Consider the following 16601-nt stretch of genomic DNA (forward strand, 5'->3'; position numbering starts at 1 on the left):
TCTGGCTCAGACCACGTCGACGACCGGGTCCTCGTCGGCGAAGCACGTCAGGACGACGCGGTCGATTCGGTCACTGTAGTCGTGGATTCGTGCTGCGATGTAGTGAGCGGTCGCGGCGAGTTCGGCGTCGTCCACCATGTTCAGAATCGGCACTACAGTCGCATCGTCGGGTACGTCTTTCAGTCCACCGTCGGGATGGGTAAGCACTCGCGCCACGTCGTCGGCCGTGAGTTCGTCGCCGACGGCGCGGCCAGTCACGGCGGCGACTCGCTCCGGCCGGTGGACGCGCTCTTCTGCGAGGGGTTCGCCGACGACGCGGACGCTGGCGACGGGACACACTGCGTCGGCCGTCGCTGGGACCTGCGGTTCTCGCTCGTTCGGGGCTTTCAGCCAGCGACTGCGTGCGCCGTCGGCTTTGACCAGCACCGGAACTGAGACGTTCGCGGCGAGGTCGGCGACGGTTTCTGGGTCGTAGCCGCGGTAGCGGTCCGGGCGCTCCTGTTCGGGGACGAGGCCGAGCGGCCAGTTTCCGTCGCCTGTCTCGGCAGCCTCGCTCGCGGCGCGAACCGCCGCGACTGGCTGGTCGGTGACTTCGACGCGAGCCACATGGTCGTCGAAGACGGGGATGCGGACCGTCGCGGTGACGACTGCCCGGTCGAGCGCGTTGGCGAGTGCGTACAGGGTCGACTTCTTCCCGCCCGCGCCGACGACGCAGACCAACCCTTCACTGGGCAGCGCCTCGGTCAGTCGCACGGTTCGACCTCCACGCGGACCGCGCTGTGTTTGTACTCGGGAATCTTCGCCACCGGATCGAGGTCGTCGCCAATTAGCATGTTTACGAGTGGTTCCGCGTAGTGGAACGTACAGAAGACGGTCCCGCGGCGGATGGCTTCCGTCACCTCGGCCGCGACCGTCACCGAGCCGCGGTCGTTGGTGACGCGAACCCGGTCGCCGTCCTCGATGTTCCGAGCCGTCGCGTCGTCGGGGTGCATCTGGAGCGAGTCTTCGCCGCGCAAGCGGGTCAACACGTCGGACCGTCGCGTGACTGCCCCGCTGTTGAACTGCTGGAGGACGCGCCCCGTCGTGAGGACGAGTTCGTCGTCGCCGACCGAGTCGACCGGGTCGACGTGTTCGACGACGCGGAACTCGGCCGTCTTCGAACCGGACGCGAATCGGTCGGCGTGGAGGACGCCGGTTCCTTCGGTTGCGCCCTCGGGGAAGGGCCATCGCTGGCTCCCATCGCCGATGCCGTCGTAGCTCATTCCGGCGTAGTTGGCGCAGGTTCTGCGGAGTTCGTCGAAGACGGCTTCGGGGCCGTCGAAGTCGAACTGACTGCCCCCGCCTTCGCGGCCGACTCGGTCTGTGAGCCGTCGTCCGAGTTCTTGCAGAGTTTCGAGGTCGGTCTTCGCGTCACCGGGCGTCGTCGTGTTGGGGCGCATCCGCATCACCTGTCGGTCGGTGTTCGTCACAGTGCCTGCCTTCTCTGCCCACGCGCTACCAGGCAAGACTACGTCGGCGTATTCGGTCGTCTCGGTCCGGAAGAGGTCGTGGACGACGAGGAAGCAGTCGGCCAGTTTCTCACGGACACGAGACTGATTCGGTTCTGTCACAGCGGGATTCTCGCCGAAGACGTACGCGGCGTGGACCGACTCGCCCATAGCGTGTGTCGCCTCGACTTCGGTGAGGCCGGGCACCGCTGGCATCGTGTCGGGGTCGACACCCCACACGTCAGCGACGGCCGCGCGGGCAGTTGCGTCGGTGACCGATTCGTAGCTGGGGAGCACGTCCGGAAGCGCACCCACGTCGCTCGCGCCCTGCACGTTGTTCTGCCCGCGGAGCGGATTGACGCCAGCGCCGGGGTTGCCGACGTTGCCGGTCAGGAGTGCGAGGTTGAGCAGGGCGTGGACGTTGTCTGTGCCGCAGTGGTGCTGGCTCGTGCCCATCCCGGTGAAGATGGCCGCGGCGTCGGCCTCGCCGTAGGCGCGGGCCGCGGTGCGAAGGTCGTCGTAATCGACGCCAGCGCGCTTGGCTTCGGCGGCGGGGTCGAGGCCATCGAGGAAGGTCCGGAAATCGTCGAACCTGGTCGTCCGTTCTTGGACGAACTCGTCGTCGACGTAGCCGCCCTCCACGAGCACCGCAGCCAGCGCGTTGAGCAGTGGGATGTCGTAGCCGGGTCGGACGGGTAGGTGATGGTCGGCGGCTTTCGTCGTCTCGGTCTCCCGTGGGTCGACGTGAATCATGGTCGTCCCGTCCCGGATGGCCGGGAGGAGGTACGAACGAAAGATGACCGGGTGGTTCGCGGCGGGATTCGCACCGACGACGAGGAAGCAGTCCGATTCGCGGAGGTCGTCAAGTGTGTTCGTCATCGCGCCCGCGCCGAAGCGAGTCGCCATGGCGGCGACCGTCGAAGAGTGACAGAGTCGCGCACAGTTGTCGACGTTGTTCGTGCCGAACAGTCGCGCCGTCTTCTGGAGCAGGTAGTTCTCCTCGTTCGTGCAGTTCGAAGACGCGAAGAAGGCCAGCGCGTCTGGACCGTGGTCGGCGTGGACCTTCGCGAACTCGTCGACGATGTAGGTCCACGCTTTTTCCCACGAGGCCGGGGCGAGGGCGGTCCCGCGCCGGACCAATGGTTCCCTGAGGCGCTCGGCGTCGGTGACGGCCTCGTAGGCCGCGACGCCCTTCGGACACACCTCCCCGCGGGGGTTGACGGGGCCGCGCCAACCAGTCGCCTTGCCGGTGAGCGGGTCGTACTCGATGCCACACCCGACACCGCAGAACGGGCAGACGCTGTGGGCTGGCTCGTGTGCACGCTCGTCCATGGTTCGGAGTGGCACGGGAGGGTGGGTAAACCTTCGTGCGTCGGCGGATTCGTGGCGGTCGTGCGAAGCGATGGCTTGCCGAGTGCGGCGGTATTATGAGTCTGGGATTCCTCGGGTCAGGCACGCAGCGCCGTCCCCTGTTTACTATCGGAGATTCGAGGGGAACACAAAAGGTACTTAAAAAGCAGAGCCTTACCTCAGGTAAAGGCAGACAATGCAAGGACAAAATCAGCAGCAGGCGTACGACCGGGGTATCACCATCTTCTCTCCGGACGGTCGCCTGTACCAAGTCGAGTACGCACGCGAAGCGGTAAAGCGTGGTAGAGGGAGCGTCGGCGTCCGAACATCTGAAGGTGTCGTCCTCGTGGCCGAGCGTCACAGTCGCTCGCCGCTCATGGAGCGCGACTCCGTCGAGAAACTCCACAAGATTGACGACCACATCGGTATCGCCAGCGCCGGCCACGTGGCCGACGCCCGCCAGCTCATCGACGTGGCTCGCCGCGAAGCACAGGTCAACCAGCTTCGCTACGGTGAGACCATCGGCGTCGAGACGCTGACGAAGGCGGTCACCGACCACATCCAGCAGTACACCCAGACGGGTGGCGCACGACCGTTCGGCGTCGCGCTCCTCGTCGGCGGTATCGAGAACGGCAAGCCGCGTCTGTTCGAGACCGACCCCTCGGGGACCCCCTACGAGTGGAAGGCCATCGCAATCGGCGGCAACCGCGAGGAGACCCAGTCCTACCTCGAAGAGAACTACTCGGACGAACTCGGCCTCGAAGGCGGCATCGACCTCGCTATCCAGGCGATGGCCACGCACGCCGAAGACGGGTTCGCCCCGGAAGGTCTCGCCATCGCCACCATCGAGACCGAGGGCGAGCAGTACCGGACCCTGAACACGGACGAAATCGCAGAACGTCTGGAAGAACTCGACCTCCTGTCGGAGGGTGACGACGAATGAGTCTAGAGAACACGAACCCGTACGAACCGGAACTCGGCAACGCCGAGTGGAGAGATCAGGAACGAGACGAGAGCACGGTCAACAAGACCGGGACGACCACGGTCGGTATCGCCACCGACGAGGGTGTCCTCATCGCGACCGACCGCCGTGCCAGCCTCGGCGGCCGCTTCGTCTCGAACAAGAACGTCGTGAAGGTGGAGCAGATTCACCCGACCGGTGCGATGACGCTGGTCGGCAGCGTCGGCGGCGCACAGTCGTTCATCCGCTCGCTCCGCGCCGAGGTCAACCTCTACGAGGCCCGCCGCGGCGAGGACATCAGCATCCCCGCACTGGCGACGCTCGCGGGCAACTTCGCCCGCGGCGGCCCGTTCTTCGCCATCAACCCCATCATCGGTGGGGTCGACGAAGAGGGCAGCCACGTCTACTCCATCGACCCGGCCGGCGGCGTCATGAAGGACGACTACACCGTCACCGGCTCCGGCATGATGGTCGCGTACGGCCTGCTCGAAGGCGAGTGGCACGAAGACATGACCATGGCCGAGGCCAAGCGCGCAGCCTCCCGTGCGGTCCGCTCCGCAGCAGAGCGTGACACCGGCTCCGGTAACGGTCTCGTCCTCTGTGAAGTCACGTCCGACGGCGTCGACATCACTGAGTTCGACGGCTTCCCGGACGAAGACGAACTGTAAGGTCCTTCGACATCTTCGATTCCTTTCTTCGTCGCCGATTCTTCAGAGAAACATCTAACTTCATTGTGACGTTCCGACGAGACGGTAATGTTCAATGGGCGCGTCTATACTATCATGAAGGATGTCGTCGCCCCACATGGAACTGGAGAGTTCGTCGCCGGAATCGCCGCTAGGGTGTCCGATTGGCCGTGCGTAACCGACGACGACTACCGAAACGGCGGTCGCCTCTTCGCTATCGGTACCCACGAGTTCGGTCACGTCCATCGGTCCGGCCTCGTCGACATCGAGTTCGCACACCCGCTCCGCGACCGGCTCATCGTCGACGGCTACACCGACGCACACCACCTCCACCCCCACGCCGGCTGGACTTCGTTCCGGGTCGTCGACACTGATGGCGTCGACCACGCCGTCTGGCTGCTCTGGGTCTCGTACCTCGCGACACTCATCGAGACGGCACACACGCACGTCGCCCGAACCGCACTCGCCGACGTGGACGTGGACGCCGAATTGGCGGCCCTCCCAGTCACGGTGAGTGCTGAACTCGAAGAACGGTGGCAGCGCGTCGTCGCCTGAGACGTGGCGGTCCTTCCGGTCGGTCTCTTCTCACCCGAGCGTGATGAGCGCGACACCGGCGATGGCCACGCTCGACGCGACCAGTCGGGTCCGGAACTGTGGCTCGTCGAGGAGGACGCCACCGAGGAGGACCGCGACGACTGCCTGCGCGTTCACGATGGGCGAGGCGACACTGGCGGGCAGCGTCGTGAACGCCATCGCCACGATGTGCTGGCCACCGGCGACCAGCGCGCCGACCGCGGCGAACTTCCACCAGTCGGCGGCGAGCCGGTCGAAATCCATCTTCGGTAGCGCGAGCGGGACGACTGCGGCCAGCGTCGTCGCCAGCATCACGACGACGAACGCGGTCGGTGTAACCGCCATCTCCTGCAACAACACGCGCTTTCCCACGTCGACCACGCCGAACGTCGCCGCACTGGCGAGTGCGAGCTGGGCCGGTCGGGCCGTCGCTGCGCGTTTCAGCGGGGTCAACAACTCACCAGGTTCGTAGTTCACGAGGTAGAGGCCGACCGTCACGACGACGACGCCGGCGACCTGCAACGTACCGAGGTGCTCGCCGAGTGCCAGCACCTCGATGGGAAGCACGAACGCTGGCACGACCTTACTGATTGGCGCGACGTAACTCACCTCACCGAGCGACAGCGCGTGGAAGAACGCCAGTAACGCGGCGACGACGCCGAGCGAAACGGCGATACTGCCAAGCAACGCCGGTGTCGTCTGTGGCAGCGGCACGCCGCCGTCGGTCGTGACGACGGCGACGGGTGTGTAGCACGCGACCGCCGCGGTGTACACGCCGAAGAGATAGACGGGGACCGCGTAGTCCGAGAAGTACCGCTTCACGACGAACAGGTACGTCCCAAAGAGGACGGCGGCGAACCCGGCGAGGAGGACTCCGTTCACACCGGACCGTCACGCATGGTCGGGGAAGTACGGTTCGGTTCTCGAAATTTCGCAGGAACGTTCGTTTGGAATATCCGAAACAGTCGTCGCTACGCGAGTGAAGAGAAAACGAAAGAACGGTCGTCGGCTTAGTTACCGCGCTCTTTGCCGGAGGAGTTCGAGGGACGGGTGTGCTCGGTACCCTTGCCCTTGAACGTCAGGCCGCGGTTCTGCTTGCCCGCGCTGGTGAGGCCACGGAAGGTACGGCTCTTGTGGGTCTCGTCGCAGATCCAGCTGAGGTCGTCGTCGTTCTGGATGGCGGGGTGGTTCGGGTCCACGAGGATTACTTCGTGCCACTTCTGCGAACCGTCTTCACCGACCCAGTAGGAGTTGAGCACGCGCATGTTCGGGTACTTGCGCGAGACGCGCTCCTCGGAGATGCGCTGGATGTTCTTGCGGCGGCCGAGGCGGTTGACACCTTGGCGCTTCGAACGGCGGCCAGCCTTGTGTCGCTGCTTGCGCGCGCCACCCTTACGGACGGAGACGCGGGCGACGACGACGCCCTGCTTCGCCTTGTAGCCGAGTTCGCGGGCCTTGTCGAGGCGAGTCGGGTGGTCGACGCGGACGATAGCGCCCTCTTTACGCCAGTCCTGCTTTCGCTGCCACTGCAGTTCGGCGACTTTGCTGTCCTCGGGGTTCTGCCACGCTTCCTTGATGTGGGAGTAGAAGCTTTTTGTCATGGTGTATCACCACGGGCGTTTGCCGGTTCAGTCCGCGTGTCGCGAACCACATTCCGATGACCTGTCGTCGACAGGTGCCCACTGGTGCCCGTGTCGTCCAGCGAGTTATCGTGTGTTTTCGTTCCTCGGTCTTTAAGCGTGTCGAACCGCCGTCGGGTGTGCTGGTCGGTCTCGCGCTACTGACCAGCGCCGATGACTGCCCTAGACCGCAGTCGCAAAAAGAACGGCACGGTGACGACCGCGAGGAGAATTTCGAATCCGCCAGCCGTGACGAACGCTGCCTCGTAGCCGAAGCGGTCGGCGACCGTGCCGCCGACGAGGACACCAGCGAGGAAACCAGTGCTTCCGAAGGCGTTGAAGCCAGCCATCGCCACGCCTCTGTCCTCCTCGCGGGCGAAGTCCGTGACGAGTGCCATCGTCGCGGGAGACATCAGCGCACCGACGACGCCGACAGCCACCATGGCTGCGCCGGCCAACTGGACCGTCGGGGCGTAGCCGACCGCGATGACGACGATTCCGTAGAGGGTCGACCCGGCGACGACCGGAATCACTCGCCCGATGCGGTCCGAGACGATACCGAACGGGTACTGTAAGAGCGCGAAAGGCGCGAAGAAGAGCGCGAGCATCAGCCCGGTCGTGCCAGGGTCGAGGCCGAACACCTCGCGGAAGTACAGCGTCCCGACCAGTGCGAAGAAGCCCGCAGTCAGCCGATCCATGAAGCCGAAGGCGTACGGGACGAGCAGAATGGGTGTATCGCGGACGCCCGTGACGGCACTCCAGAGCGTCGACTCGTGGTTTTCACCCGCGTCGCTGCCACCGCCGGCGTCGCCGACCTGCTGCTCCTGGCCGACGAGCACTACCGCCGCGAGGACGGCGACGACGAACAGAAGGACGCTCGCCGCAGCGACGGGCACGAGTGGGCCGATTTCGTACAGTTGCCCGCCGAGCGGCGCGCCGAGTGCGGTCCCCGAACCGATGGCGATGCCAGCCGCGCCCATGTTACGGCCGTGGCCGCCATCTAAGTCCATCAGCATCGTCATCGCCAACGAGAACGCGCCGATAGTGGCCGCGCCCTGCACCAGCCGAATAACCAGGACGACGCCGAACGAGACTGACGCGACGGACGGGAGAACCGCGAGCACACCGTAGCCGATAGCCCCGCCGAGCGCACCGGCCGCGACGAACGGTGCCCGACGGCCGGCCGCGTCGCTCAGTGCGCCCCAGACCCCAGCGAAGGCGACGAACGCAGCGAACTCGGCAGCGAGGAACCACATCCCAGACTGCAACGCCGAACCACCGTCGAAGACGGCGACCAGCGTGTCGATGCCAGGGTAGAGGAGGACCTGCGCGAGCAAGACGACGAAGACGACGCTTGCGAGGACGGTTCGGTCGCGACGAGTGGTCACGCCGCTCTCTAGGGCCGGAAGGTAAGAAGGTGCGTGGATTCCGGAACGACTGCTGTCGCCGGTCGGCAGACGATGGTTTATCTCCGATACCGCAGCCAGACCGGTTATCGTCTGAAAATCGCCCGACGACGGCCAGCGGTTGCGTGGCTCGCCGTCGTCGGGACTGGGAGAAGCCACCTGTTCGCCACTCCGCCGGCCTCGACCGTCACAGCGTGAACCCCCATGAGCGGAGACCAAAGGCCTCTTCCGGCCGAATCTGACTGTGTCTGTATGGACACACCAGATTCTTCCATCGCTGTCGTCGGCATCATCGACGGACTCGTCGCAGTCGTGGGATTGGCCGGCATCCTCACACAGATCGGTGGCATCGGCTCGCTCGTCCTCAGTGGCCTCTTCGCCGCACAAGCCGTCTTCGCCTACGGTCTGTTCCGTGACGAGCCGTGGGCCTACGGCGGCGCGATGGCCGTCCACGGCTTCTACAGCCTGCTCGGACTCGGCGCGATGGCGACCGGCCTGCTCGTCGTCGGCCTCGTCGTGTTGGCCGTCAACCTCGGATTCATCCTCGCCGTCCGACGGGCACGTCCGGCACAACAGCAGGGCTCGTTCGCTGGTGCAGTGAACTGACGACCGACCGCTTCCTCTACGACTTTGTGCCTCGCCGAAGTAGCCCCAGCTATGACTACGAGACTCGCCGACGGCGTCTGGCAGATTCCCTGTCGCGGCGTGAGTGTCTACCTCGTCGAAGACGGCGACGACCTCACGCTGGTCGACGCCGGGACGCCGTGGGACGCCGCAAAAATCGAGAGTGGTGTCCGCGACGCGGGCTACACGCTCTCCGACATCGACCGCTGCCTCTGCACGCACTACGACATGGACCACGTGGGAGCCTACGCGAAGCTTCAGCCAGACTTGCGCGCACCAATCGTCGCCGGTGAACACACTGCCGCGGTCCTGCGCGGTGACCGCAAACCGGACGCGGCTGGGGCGAAAGGCTTCCTGACGAGACACGTCTCTCGCCGACTCGTCACGCTTCCCGACCTCCCGGTCGAATCGGTCGCCGACGGCGACCGCGCCGGGAGCTTCGTCGCCTTCTCGACGCCGGGCCACACTCCCGGCCACACCGCGTTCGTCAGTCCCGACCTCGGCGTCGCCCTGCTCGGCGACCTCGTCTCGGGCGACGACGACGGGACGCTCGGACGTGTGCCCCGGTTCTTCGACGCCGACCGCGACCAGTCTGCCGCGAGCATCCGCGACCTCGCCGAGCGTGCTCCTGAATTCGAAATCGCCTGCATGGGCCACGGCAGTCCACTGCGAGACATGGGCGCTGAGCAACTGCGCCGACTCGCGGCGCGGGTCTGAGTTTGCGAATTTACCGTTCGACGTGGGGTGACGCAACCGGTCTGGCGCGCGCTGGCGAGCATGCCGAAGGCTGCGAGCCGATATCGCGCGAGGTCGTCGTGAGCCTGCGAACGACTGCAAGTGAGAGCGTGCTCTCACGAGGGATGAGTACCGGAGCGGAACGAAGTGGAGTCGTTCGAAACGGCAAAGCCGTTTCGTGATGTGGCCAGAAACCGTGTTTCTGGCTGCCTGCCGGACGCAGTCCCGAAATGTCGTCAGAGGCAGAGCCGCTGACTGCTAACCGGAATCGTCGATTCCGGTGATGACGAGGAGCGGAATCGGATGGAGAGGGTGTGGCTGCGGTATCTGCCATCGTGATTTGTGGACTGCTTCCCCGAACCAGAAACGGCGACACCACGGTCGTAATCCGTCCACTGTTCAGAGTCACCAACTACAACTCGCTTCCTCGTAAATTCGCATCGAACGCATCGGTCTGGCGGCAGTTTTATCGGCGAGTCGGGCGTTCGTTCGCCCAGCCGTACATGTCTCACCTCGTCTCTCCCGACTCGGACGACCTGTATCGCGTGCTCGACGCCGACGGCAACCTGGTCGACGGCGCGACGGTCTCACTCGACGACGATGGACTGCACGACCTCTACGTCGACCTCAAACTCGCGCGGCGGTTCGACCGGAAGGCAGTCGCCCTCCAGCGCCAGGGCCGCATGGGCACCTACCCGCCCATCTACGGACAGGAGGGCGCACAGGTCGCGAGCGTCCACGCACTCGACGACGAGGACTGGCTGTTCCCCAGCTACCGCGAGAACGGCGCGATGCTGGCCCGCGGTGTCTCCATGTCGAAGAATCTGGAGTACTGGATGGGCTCGGAGACCGGGAACGCCGCCCTGCGCGAGCGGAACGTCTTCACCATCACGAACCCCATCGCGACGCAAATTCCGCTGGCGACCGGCCTCGCGTGGGGGTCGAAGCTGAAGACCGACGGGCGCGCCGCGCTCGTCCACTTCGGCGACGGCGCGACGAGCGAAGGCGACTTCCACGAGGGGCTGAACTTCGCCGGCGTGTTCGACGCACCGGTCGTCTTCTTCTGCAACAATAACCAGTGGGCCATCTCGGTCCCGCGGGAGAACCAGACCGCGTCGGCGACCATCGCACAGAAGGCCGACGCCTACGGTATCGAAGGCATCCGCGTCGATGGGATGGACCCACTCGCGGTGTATCAGGTCACGCGCGAGGCCGTAGAGCGCGCGAAGAATCCGGGCGACGACCCCGCGCCGACGCTCATCGAGGCGGTCCAGTACCGTCTCGGTGCGCACTCGACCTCCGACGACCCGGGCGTCTACCGCGACGAGGAGCGCACCGAGGAGTGGAAGCAGATGGACCCGGTACCGCGCTTCGAGCAGTTCATGCTCAACTCTGGTCGACTGGACGAAGCGGGCGTCGAGGCCATCGAAGCCGAAATCGAGGAGCGCATCGACGCGGCGGTTGCCGAGGCCGAGGAGACCGAAACCGACCCGCACGACATCTTCGCGAACGTCTACGCGGAGATGCCGCGGGCGCTCAGAGAACAGCAGGCGTACCTCGACGAGTTGCGTGCCGAGTTCGGTGACGAGGCACTGCTGGAGGATTGAGAGGAGAGACCATTCGGTCTCGAATCTATTGTCGGTGGATGCGGGAACGAGTTATGTCGAGACGACCCCACGTTGATATTACGCTCTCGTTGCAATAGCAACCACCGCAATGAATCGTCGAGAAGTCCTCCAGTCGCTCTCTGTCGCCGGAGTGGGAACGCTTTCCGGGTGTTCGGCCGTGACCGGGTTCTTATCGTCACCACCTCAGCTACTCGCGTTCGGCGTCATCAACTGGAAAGACGAGCCCCAAACCGTTCGCGTGAAAATGCAGGATGGAGAGACGACGGTATTCGAAGACCGGTCTGAACTGGAGCCGAAGGTGAGGGGATACGACGATACGTATTATCGTCATCGGAGTTCCGAGTGGGGAACGATTGCAGAGTACACCTACTCGATTCGGCTGAACGACGGCCCTTGGAAACAGCTCGAACCCAGTAGTGGTGATATCGACTCCGAGACCGAGTGTGCGATATTGAACGTAGAGGTCGGTATGTTCGGTCCGGACTGGCTGGACTCCACATTCATCCCACGCCCCTGTGAGTACGAATTGACTGATAGTACGAACTGAGTCACTATCGCGACTAAAGGCCCGAAACCCGACCGGGTCAGTCGTCTGCTTCGACGGCTTCAGCCTCTTCGTCGACCGGCTCGGGCTCGTAGTTCTGGAAGGCTTCCGCGATAAGCAGGGGCGTGACCAGCGTCGCCTCGGACTTCACTTCGACGTGGTTCGTGACCTCTTCTTTGATCTTGCCCCACGAGACGGCTTCGTCCGGCGGCGCGCCGGAGAGCGAGCCGTCGCCTTCGACGCCGGTCGAGACGTAGACCGCGTAGTCCGCACCCCCGCGGAACAGGTTCGTCATGATGGCGTGGTGTTTCGGGATGCCGCCGCCGAGGACGATGAGGCCGGTCTTGTCCGCGAGCAGGCCGTGTTCGATGAGGTCGTCGTAGTCTTCGAGAATCTCGATGCCGACTTCGGAGTCGTAGCCCTGCTTGTAGTAGTAGAGGAAGTTACCGACTTCGGCGTCGGTGAGCGCCGGACAGAAGATGGGGATGTCGTTGTCGGCGGCGTTTTTCAGGATGGAGTTCTCGTCGTCGAGCGTCTTGCCGAGTTCGCGCGAGAACTCGACCGGGGTGCGGACCTTCTTCTCCGCGAAGAAGTCCTCGAAGAAGTCGTTGAGGTAGGATTCGAGCCAGACGTAGCGGTCCGAGGGAACGAAGATGTTTCCTAATCTATTGATACCGCGCTCGCGCATCTTCGCCTCGTCGACGTCCCACTGTCCCATCTTGAACGGCTTCTCCGTCTTGATGACGTCCTCGGTGATGGAGCCAGAGGTGGTGATCATCACGTCGATGAGGTCCTCGCGGCAGAGGTAGGCGACCGTCTCGCGAAGGCCACAGGAGACGATGTTCGAGGTGTAGGTCAAGTAGATAGTTGCGCCCTCGTCGCGCATCCGCTTTACGATGTCGACGGCTTCGGCGAGGTGCGTCGCCTGGAAGCCGGTCGTCGCGTAGGCTTCGAGCAGTTCACCGAGGTCGAACTCGCCCGAATAGTCGTAGCCGCGCACGTCGGGTGTCTGGAGTTCTTCGTCGGACCCCGGAATGACGTTGCCCTTGGTGTCGTCGTCGCTCATACAACGAGTCTCGACCCGGACCGATAAGAGGCTTACACTCTTAGCTCGGGGCATGCGAGTCGCTATCTTAGTGTACGACGGCTTCGACGAACTCGACGCCATCGGCCCCTACGAAGTGTTCCAGACCGCCGGCGACCTCGGTGCCGACGTGTCCGCGTCGCTTCACACGGTCGACGAGCGCGAGAGGGTCACCGCGAGCCACGGCCTCACCATCGAAGTAGACGGACCCCTCTCCGAAGTCGAGGACGAGACGGACATCGTCCTCGTCCCTGGCGGCGGCTGGAACCAACCGGCGACCGAACCGGGCGCCCGCCACGAGTTCGAAGACGGGACGATTCCGGACCTGCTCGCCGCCCTTGGCGACGACACGCTGGTCGTGAGCGTCTGTACCGGCGCGATGTTGCTCGCGGCGGGCGGCCTGCTGGCGAACCGCCCCGCGACGACGCACCACTCGGCGATGGACGACCTGAGTGTGTTCACGACTGTGAAGGAGGAACGCATCGTCGACGACGGCGACGTGCTGACGGCGGCCGGAGTGTCGGCTGGACTCGACCTCGCGCTGTACCTCGTGCGCCAAGAGTGTGAGGCCGGTATCGGCGAAGCCGTCGCGGACGAGATGGAGTATCAGCCGCGAGTCTGAGGACGCTCCGACCGTTTTTACCAGCTCGATCGCTGTGACGGGTCGTGGTACCTCGACCCTCGCAAGTGTTATGCGTCGCTGGCCGTTGTGTTTTGCCGTAATGGCAAACGGCAACGTTGACTTCTTCAACGACACTGGCGGCTACGGTTTCATTTCGACTGACGACGACGACGTGGACGACGACGAAGACGTGTTCTTCCACATGGAAGACGTCGGCGGCCCGGACCTCGAAGAGGGACAGGAAGTCGAGTTCGACATCGAATCGTCCCCGAAGGGACCCCGCGCGACGAACGTCGTTCGGAAGTAACGACGGACACCGACCATCGCCGTCGCTCGCGACGGTGACAGACGACACTTATCTTTAAACTAGGACTGCTAGCCGTGGGCTTGGCCGATCACGTGAAAAAGACGTCGTTAGCGAGGGCTGAAGGACAGGTTAGAGGGACTGCGTCCCACGGGTCCAGCCCGGGTCGCTTCCGGTCCGAACGAGGAGGTCCGACCGACATGCCGGACAGTAGTCGGGAGTGGTGGACTCACCTCGTGGAACATACACCGCGCCGCCACACTCTACGCACGCATCGGCAACGATAGTCGTACAGTCCGCACAGACGTTGAAGTCGTCGACTGTGAGGTCACGCAGGGGTTCGAGTTGTTTGTCCAAAGTGTACTCGTCGATAACCGCCTGACAGCTGTGGCACGGTTTCATAGCTATGCACTAGAGCCCATGGCATGCGGTGACAAGTATCTGTCTCCAAGATGTATGGGCTCGGTGCCTGCCGTCGACGAGCAGTCGCGGCCGGGACCGCACCTCGTAGTCGGCCTAGAGACTGCAACGTACTCACGCTCCCGAAGAGACTTACCCTCACCGACGTATGGAGCAACGTACCGATGTGTTCCAGCGAAATCGCGGTGTTCGCGTTCACCGGCCTCTTCTGGGGACCCCCGATGGCCCGCTGGCCGTACAAACTGGCGAAGTGGGACGAGTTCTTCGACGCCATCGGGCGGAAGTCGAGCGGCAGCGTGGAGCCCGCCGACTGGAAAGTGTCGCTGACTCGCTGGGCTGGTATCTTCGGAACGGTGGCCGGCGTCGGTTTTCTCGTGTTCTGTCTGTTGCTGTAGCGCGAGGCCACGGTTGAACCCGGCTACGGCGCCGAGACGACGCGACGGTAATTACCCCCGCAGAAGGTTTATTCGACCTCTCAGCCTCCTAACAGCGTGTCTACCAGCGTCACCCGCCGAGACCTACTTCGCGTCGGTGCAGGGACCGGGGCGCTCGCACTGGCGGGCTGTCTCGACGTGTTCGGTTCGAGCGAGCGAGGCGACGGCGTGCTGGTCATTCAGTCGACCGACAGGCAACCGCTGGCTGGGTCGATTCTCACGTTCTCGACGCTACCGGCGGCGGAGCAGGCGCTCGTCGAGCAAGCACTGGAGAAGAACGTTCTCAGACTCTGCTTGACCGACAAGACGAGAGGTGTCGCGTTCAAATCGTTCGCCGAACGACCGCGGCAGGTGAAGACCTACCTCCGGTACAACGACAAGCACTACGCGATGTATCTCCGGCGCGGAGACAGAGAGATCACTAACTCAGCGCCCGCGCCAAAGGACGACGTGAATCCGTGTCGGTGACGGTCGCGGGTCTATCGGCTTTCGGTGACGGTCTCACCCCTGTCCAACCATCTCCTCCTCGTCCTCCCACTCTTTCGCCCGCAGTTCGTACTTCTGGACCTTCCCAGTCGCCGTCGTCGGCAGCGACATGACGAACTCGAACTCGCGGACGACCTTGTAGCTGGCCAGTCGCTCGCGGGTGAAGTCGGTGAGTTCCTGCGGCGTGACGCCTGGGTCGTTCACGTCGCCGTTCTCGGGGACGATGAACGCTTTCGGCGTCTCGCCCCACTGCTCGCTCGGGGACGGGATGACCGCCACGTCCTTGACGGCGGGGTGGTCGAACAGCGTGTCTTCCAGTTCGATGCTGGAGATGTTCTCGCCGCCGGAGATGATGATGTCTTTCTTCCGGTCGCGGATGGCGATTGCGCCGTCTTCGTCGACCGTGGCGAGGTCGCCGGTGTGGTAGTAGCCCTCGACGCGGTCGTTGAACGCCTCTTCGGTCGCTTCGGGCTGGTTCCAGTAGCCCTTCATCACCTGATTGCCGCGGACGACGACTTCGCCGATACTGGAGTCGTCTTCGGCCACGTCGTTGCCGTCTTCGTCGACGACGCGAATCTCGGTGCCGAGGTAGCCCATCCCCTGTCGCTTCTTGATAGTGAAGCGGGCGTCCTCGTCGTCGTCGAAGAACCGCCGGAAGTCCGATGTCGTGATGAGCGGGCCGGTCTCGGTCGCGCCGTAGACGTGTTTCAGGTACCAGCCGAACTCGTCTTCGACCACGCGGATGGTCGCCTCCGGCGGCGAGGCTCCTGCGGTGGCGACGCGAACCGGGTTCGCGCCCGTGACTGCTGGCTCGTGTTCGTCGTAGTAGTTCGCGAGGATGTTGAGCACGGTCGGTGCGCCACAGAAGTACGACACGTCTTCGGTCTGGATGGCGTCGAACACCTCGTCGGGTTCGACACCGCGGGTGCAGACGTGTTTCGCGCCCATTCCGGTGACGGCGTAGACGTGGCCCCAGCCGTTGACGTGGAACATCGGGAGCGTCCAGAGGTATACGTCGTCGTCACGCAGTTCCTGATGGACGGTGACGAGGTAGGCGTGCAGCGTCTCGGTCCGGTGGGTCCGCATGACTCCTTTCGGGTCGCCCGTGGTCCCGGACGTGTAGTTGATGGTGACGACTTCGTCTTCGCTCATCTCGGGTCGCTCGCACTCACCGTCGGTGTCGTCGAGGACGGTTTCGAAGTCTTCCCACTCTCCCGCCACGGCGTCGGCGTCGTTCGTGACGAACACCTCGGTCGGCACCTCGTCACGGACCGCCTCTATCTTCTCGGCGTACTCGTAGTCGGCGTACACCGCGTCGACCTCGGCGTCTTCGAGGATGTACGCGAAGTCGTCCGGCGTGAGTCGGTAGTTCAGCGGTGTGTGAACGCCGCCGACTTGCATGATGGCGTAGGCCGCCGTGAGGTGGTAGTGCGTGTTCGGGTCCAGCACTGCGACACGGTCGCCCTTCTCGATGCCCCGTTCCTGCAACGCGGCGGCGAACTGGTCCACCCGGTCGCCCAACTCGTCGTAGGTGAAACGCTCGCCGTCGGTCCCGACGACCGCCTCGTGGTCGCCGTACAGCCGCCGTGCTCGGTCGAGGAAATCTGTGACAAGCAGTGGCTTGTGCATAATCGAACC

General features: G+C 64.2%; 19 protein-coding genes. 11 read left to right on the forward strand and 8 right to left on the reverse strand.

From position 1 onward, the window contains the following. Positions 1–6: 6 nt before the first annotated feature. Positions 7–753 carry a selenium cofactor biosynthesis protein YqeC gene (yqeC, locus tag ACSC1P_RS15740; RefSeq protein WP_435361147.1) on the reverse strand — a complete coding sequence of 249 codons (747 nt, stop codon included), beginning with the start codon at positions 751–753 and terminating at the stop codon, positions 7–9. Beyond that, a complete protein-coding gene (gene fdhF, locus ACSC1P_RS15745) occupies positions 744–2819 on the reverse strand; it encodes a formate dehydrogenase subunit alpha (protein WP_435361148.1) in 2076 nt (691 codons plus the stop codon). The genes yqeC and fdhF overlap by 10 nt, the downstream gene beginning before the upstream one ends. Positions 2820–3033: 214 nt before the next feature. On the opposite strand from fdhF, the gene psmA reads away from it, so the two are divergent. The 3 genes from psmA (at position 3034) to ACSC1P_RS15760 (ending at position 5039) form a co-directional block, all read left to right on the forward strand. After that, positions 3034–3780, forward strand: coding sequence for an archaeal proteasome endopeptidase complex subunit alpha (gene psmA / locus ACSC1P_RS15750; RefSeq protein ID WP_435361149.1), 747 nt, complete (start codon positions 3034–3036; stop codon positions 3778–3780). Further along, on the forward strand, positions 3777–4466 hold the full coding sequence (psmB, locus tag ACSC1P_RS15755) for an archaeal proteasome endopeptidase complex subunit beta (RefSeq protein ID WP_435361150.1): 690 nt from the start codon (positions 3777–3779) through the stop codon (positions 4464–4466). Before psmA ends, psmB begins: the two co-directional genes overlap by 4 nt. Positions 4467–4580: 114 nt before the next feature. Continuing rightward, entirely contained in the window at positions 4581–5039 is a 459-nt protein-coding gene (locus ACSC1P_RS15760; RefSeq protein WP_435361151.1) for a luciferase domain-containing protein, read from the forward strand. Positions 5040–5069: 30 nt separating this feature from the next. Here ACSC1P_RS15760 and ACSC1P_RS15765 read toward each other — a convergent pair whose 3' ends face one another. From ACSC1P_RS15765 to ACSC1P_RS15775, 3 genes are all read right to left on the reverse strand, one after another. Beyond that, positions 5070–5939, reverse strand: a complete 870-nt coding sequence (locus ACSC1P_RS15765) for a DMT family transporter (RefSeq protein WP_435361152.1) — start codon at positions 5937–5939, stop codon at positions 5070–5072. Between the two features lie 128 nt (positions 5940–6067). After that, a complete protein-coding gene (locus tag ACSC1P_RS15770; RefSeq protein WP_435361153.1) occupies positions 6068–6658 on the reverse strand; it encodes a 50S ribosomal protein L15e in 591 nt (196 codons plus the stop codon). Positions 6659–6834: 176 nt separating this feature from the next. Next, on the reverse strand, positions 6835–8064 hold the full coding sequence (locus ACSC1P_RS15775) for an MFS transporter (protein ID WP_435361154.1): 1230 nt from the start codon (positions 8062–8064) through the stop codon (positions 6835–6837). A 270-nt stretch (positions 8065–8334) separates the two neighbouring features. Here ACSC1P_RS15775 and ACSC1P_RS15780 point away from each other — a divergent pair, with 270 nt between their 5' ends. The 4 genes from ACSC1P_RS15780 to ACSC1P_RS15795 all read left to right on the forward strand — a co-directional run bounded on the left by ACSC1P_RS15780 (position 8335) and on the right by ACSC1P_RS15795 (position 11616). Next, positions 8335–8688, forward strand: coding sequence for a hypothetical protein (locus ACSC1P_RS15780; protein ID WP_435361155.1), 354 nt, complete (start codon positions 8335–8337; stop codon positions 8686–8688). Between the two features lie 51 nt (positions 8689–8739). Next, positions 8740–9423: an MBL fold metallo-hydrolase gene (locus ACSC1P_RS15785; protein WP_435361156.1), complete on the forward strand. Its 684-nt coding sequence runs from the start codon at positions 8740–8742 to the stop codon at positions 9421–9423. Positions 9424–9944: 521 nt separating this feature from the next. After that, complete coding sequence (pdhA, locus tag ACSC1P_RS15790) at positions 9945–11048, forward strand: pyruvate dehydrogenase (acetyl-transferring) E1 component subunit alpha (protein WP_435361157.1); 1104 nt, start codon at positions 9945–9947, stop codon at positions 11046–11048. Positions 11049–11157: 109 nt separating this feature from the next. Further along, complete coding sequence (locus tag ACSC1P_RS15795; RefSeq protein WP_435361158.1) at positions 11158–11616, forward strand: hypothetical protein; 459 nt, start codon at positions 11158–11160, stop codon at positions 11614–11616. Positions 11617–11653: 37 nt separating this feature from the next. Here the strand turns inward: ACSC1P_RS15795 and ACSC1P_RS15800 are convergent, their stop codons facing one another. Then, positions 11654–12679, reverse strand: a complete 1026-nt coding sequence (locus tag ACSC1P_RS15800; protein WP_435361159.1) for a deoxyhypusine synthase — start codon at positions 12677–12679, stop codon at positions 11654–11656. Between the two features lie 52 nt (positions 12680–12731). Here ACSC1P_RS15800 and ACSC1P_RS15805 point away from each other — a divergent pair, with 52 nt between their 5' ends. Beyond that, a complete protein-coding gene (locus ACSC1P_RS15805) occupies positions 12732–13319 on the forward strand; it encodes a DJ-1/PfpI family protein (RefSeq protein ID WP_435361160.1) in 588 nt (195 codons plus the stop codon). Between the two features lie 100 nt (positions 13320–13419). Next, the gene (locus tag ACSC1P_RS15810) at positions 13420–13626 is read left to right on the forward strand and encodes a cold-shock protein (protein WP_435361161.1); all 207 of its coding nucleotides are present in this window, start codon (positions 13420–13422) and stop codon (positions 13624–13626) included. A 129-nt stretch (positions 13627–13755) separates the two neighbouring features. Here ACSC1P_RS15810 and ACSC1P_RS15815 read toward each other — a convergent pair whose 3' ends face one another. After that, a complete protein-coding gene (locus ACSC1P_RS15815) occupies positions 13756–14025 on the reverse strand; it encodes a DUF7571 family protein (protein ID WP_435361162.1) in 270 nt (89 codons plus the stop codon). A gap of 182 nt (positions 14026–14207) precedes the next feature. On the opposite strand from ACSC1P_RS15815, the gene ACSC1P_RS15820 reads away from it, so the two are divergent. Both ACSC1P_RS15820 and ACSC1P_RS15825 read left to right on the forward strand, forming a co-directional pair. Then, positions 14208–14438 (forward strand): DUF6199 family natural product biosynthesis protein, encoded by a 231-nt coding sequence (locus ACSC1P_RS15820; protein ID WP_435361163.1) that lies wholly within the window; start codon positions 14208–14210, stop codon positions 14436–14438. A gap of 96 nt (positions 14439–14534) precedes the next feature. After that, on the forward strand, positions 14535–14945 hold the full coding sequence (locus tag ACSC1P_RS15825) for a hypothetical protein (RefSeq protein ID WP_435361164.1): 411 nt from the start codon (positions 14535–14537) through the stop codon (positions 14943–14945). A gap of 33 nt (positions 14946–14978) precedes the next feature. On the opposite strand, the gene ACSC1P_RS15830 is transcribed toward ACSC1P_RS15825, so the two are convergent. Next, on the reverse strand, positions 14979–16592 hold the full coding sequence (locus tag ACSC1P_RS15830) for a long-chain-fatty-acid--CoA ligase (RefSeq protein ID WP_435361165.1): 1614 nt from the start codon (positions 16590–16592) through the stop codon (positions 14979–14981). Between the last annotated feature and the right edge of the window lie 9 nt (positions 16593–16601).

Source organism: Haloarchaeobius caseinilyticus, assembly GCF_051207395.1.
GTDB lineage: Archaea > Halobacteriota > Halobacteria > Halobacteriales > Natrialbaceae > Haloarchaeobius.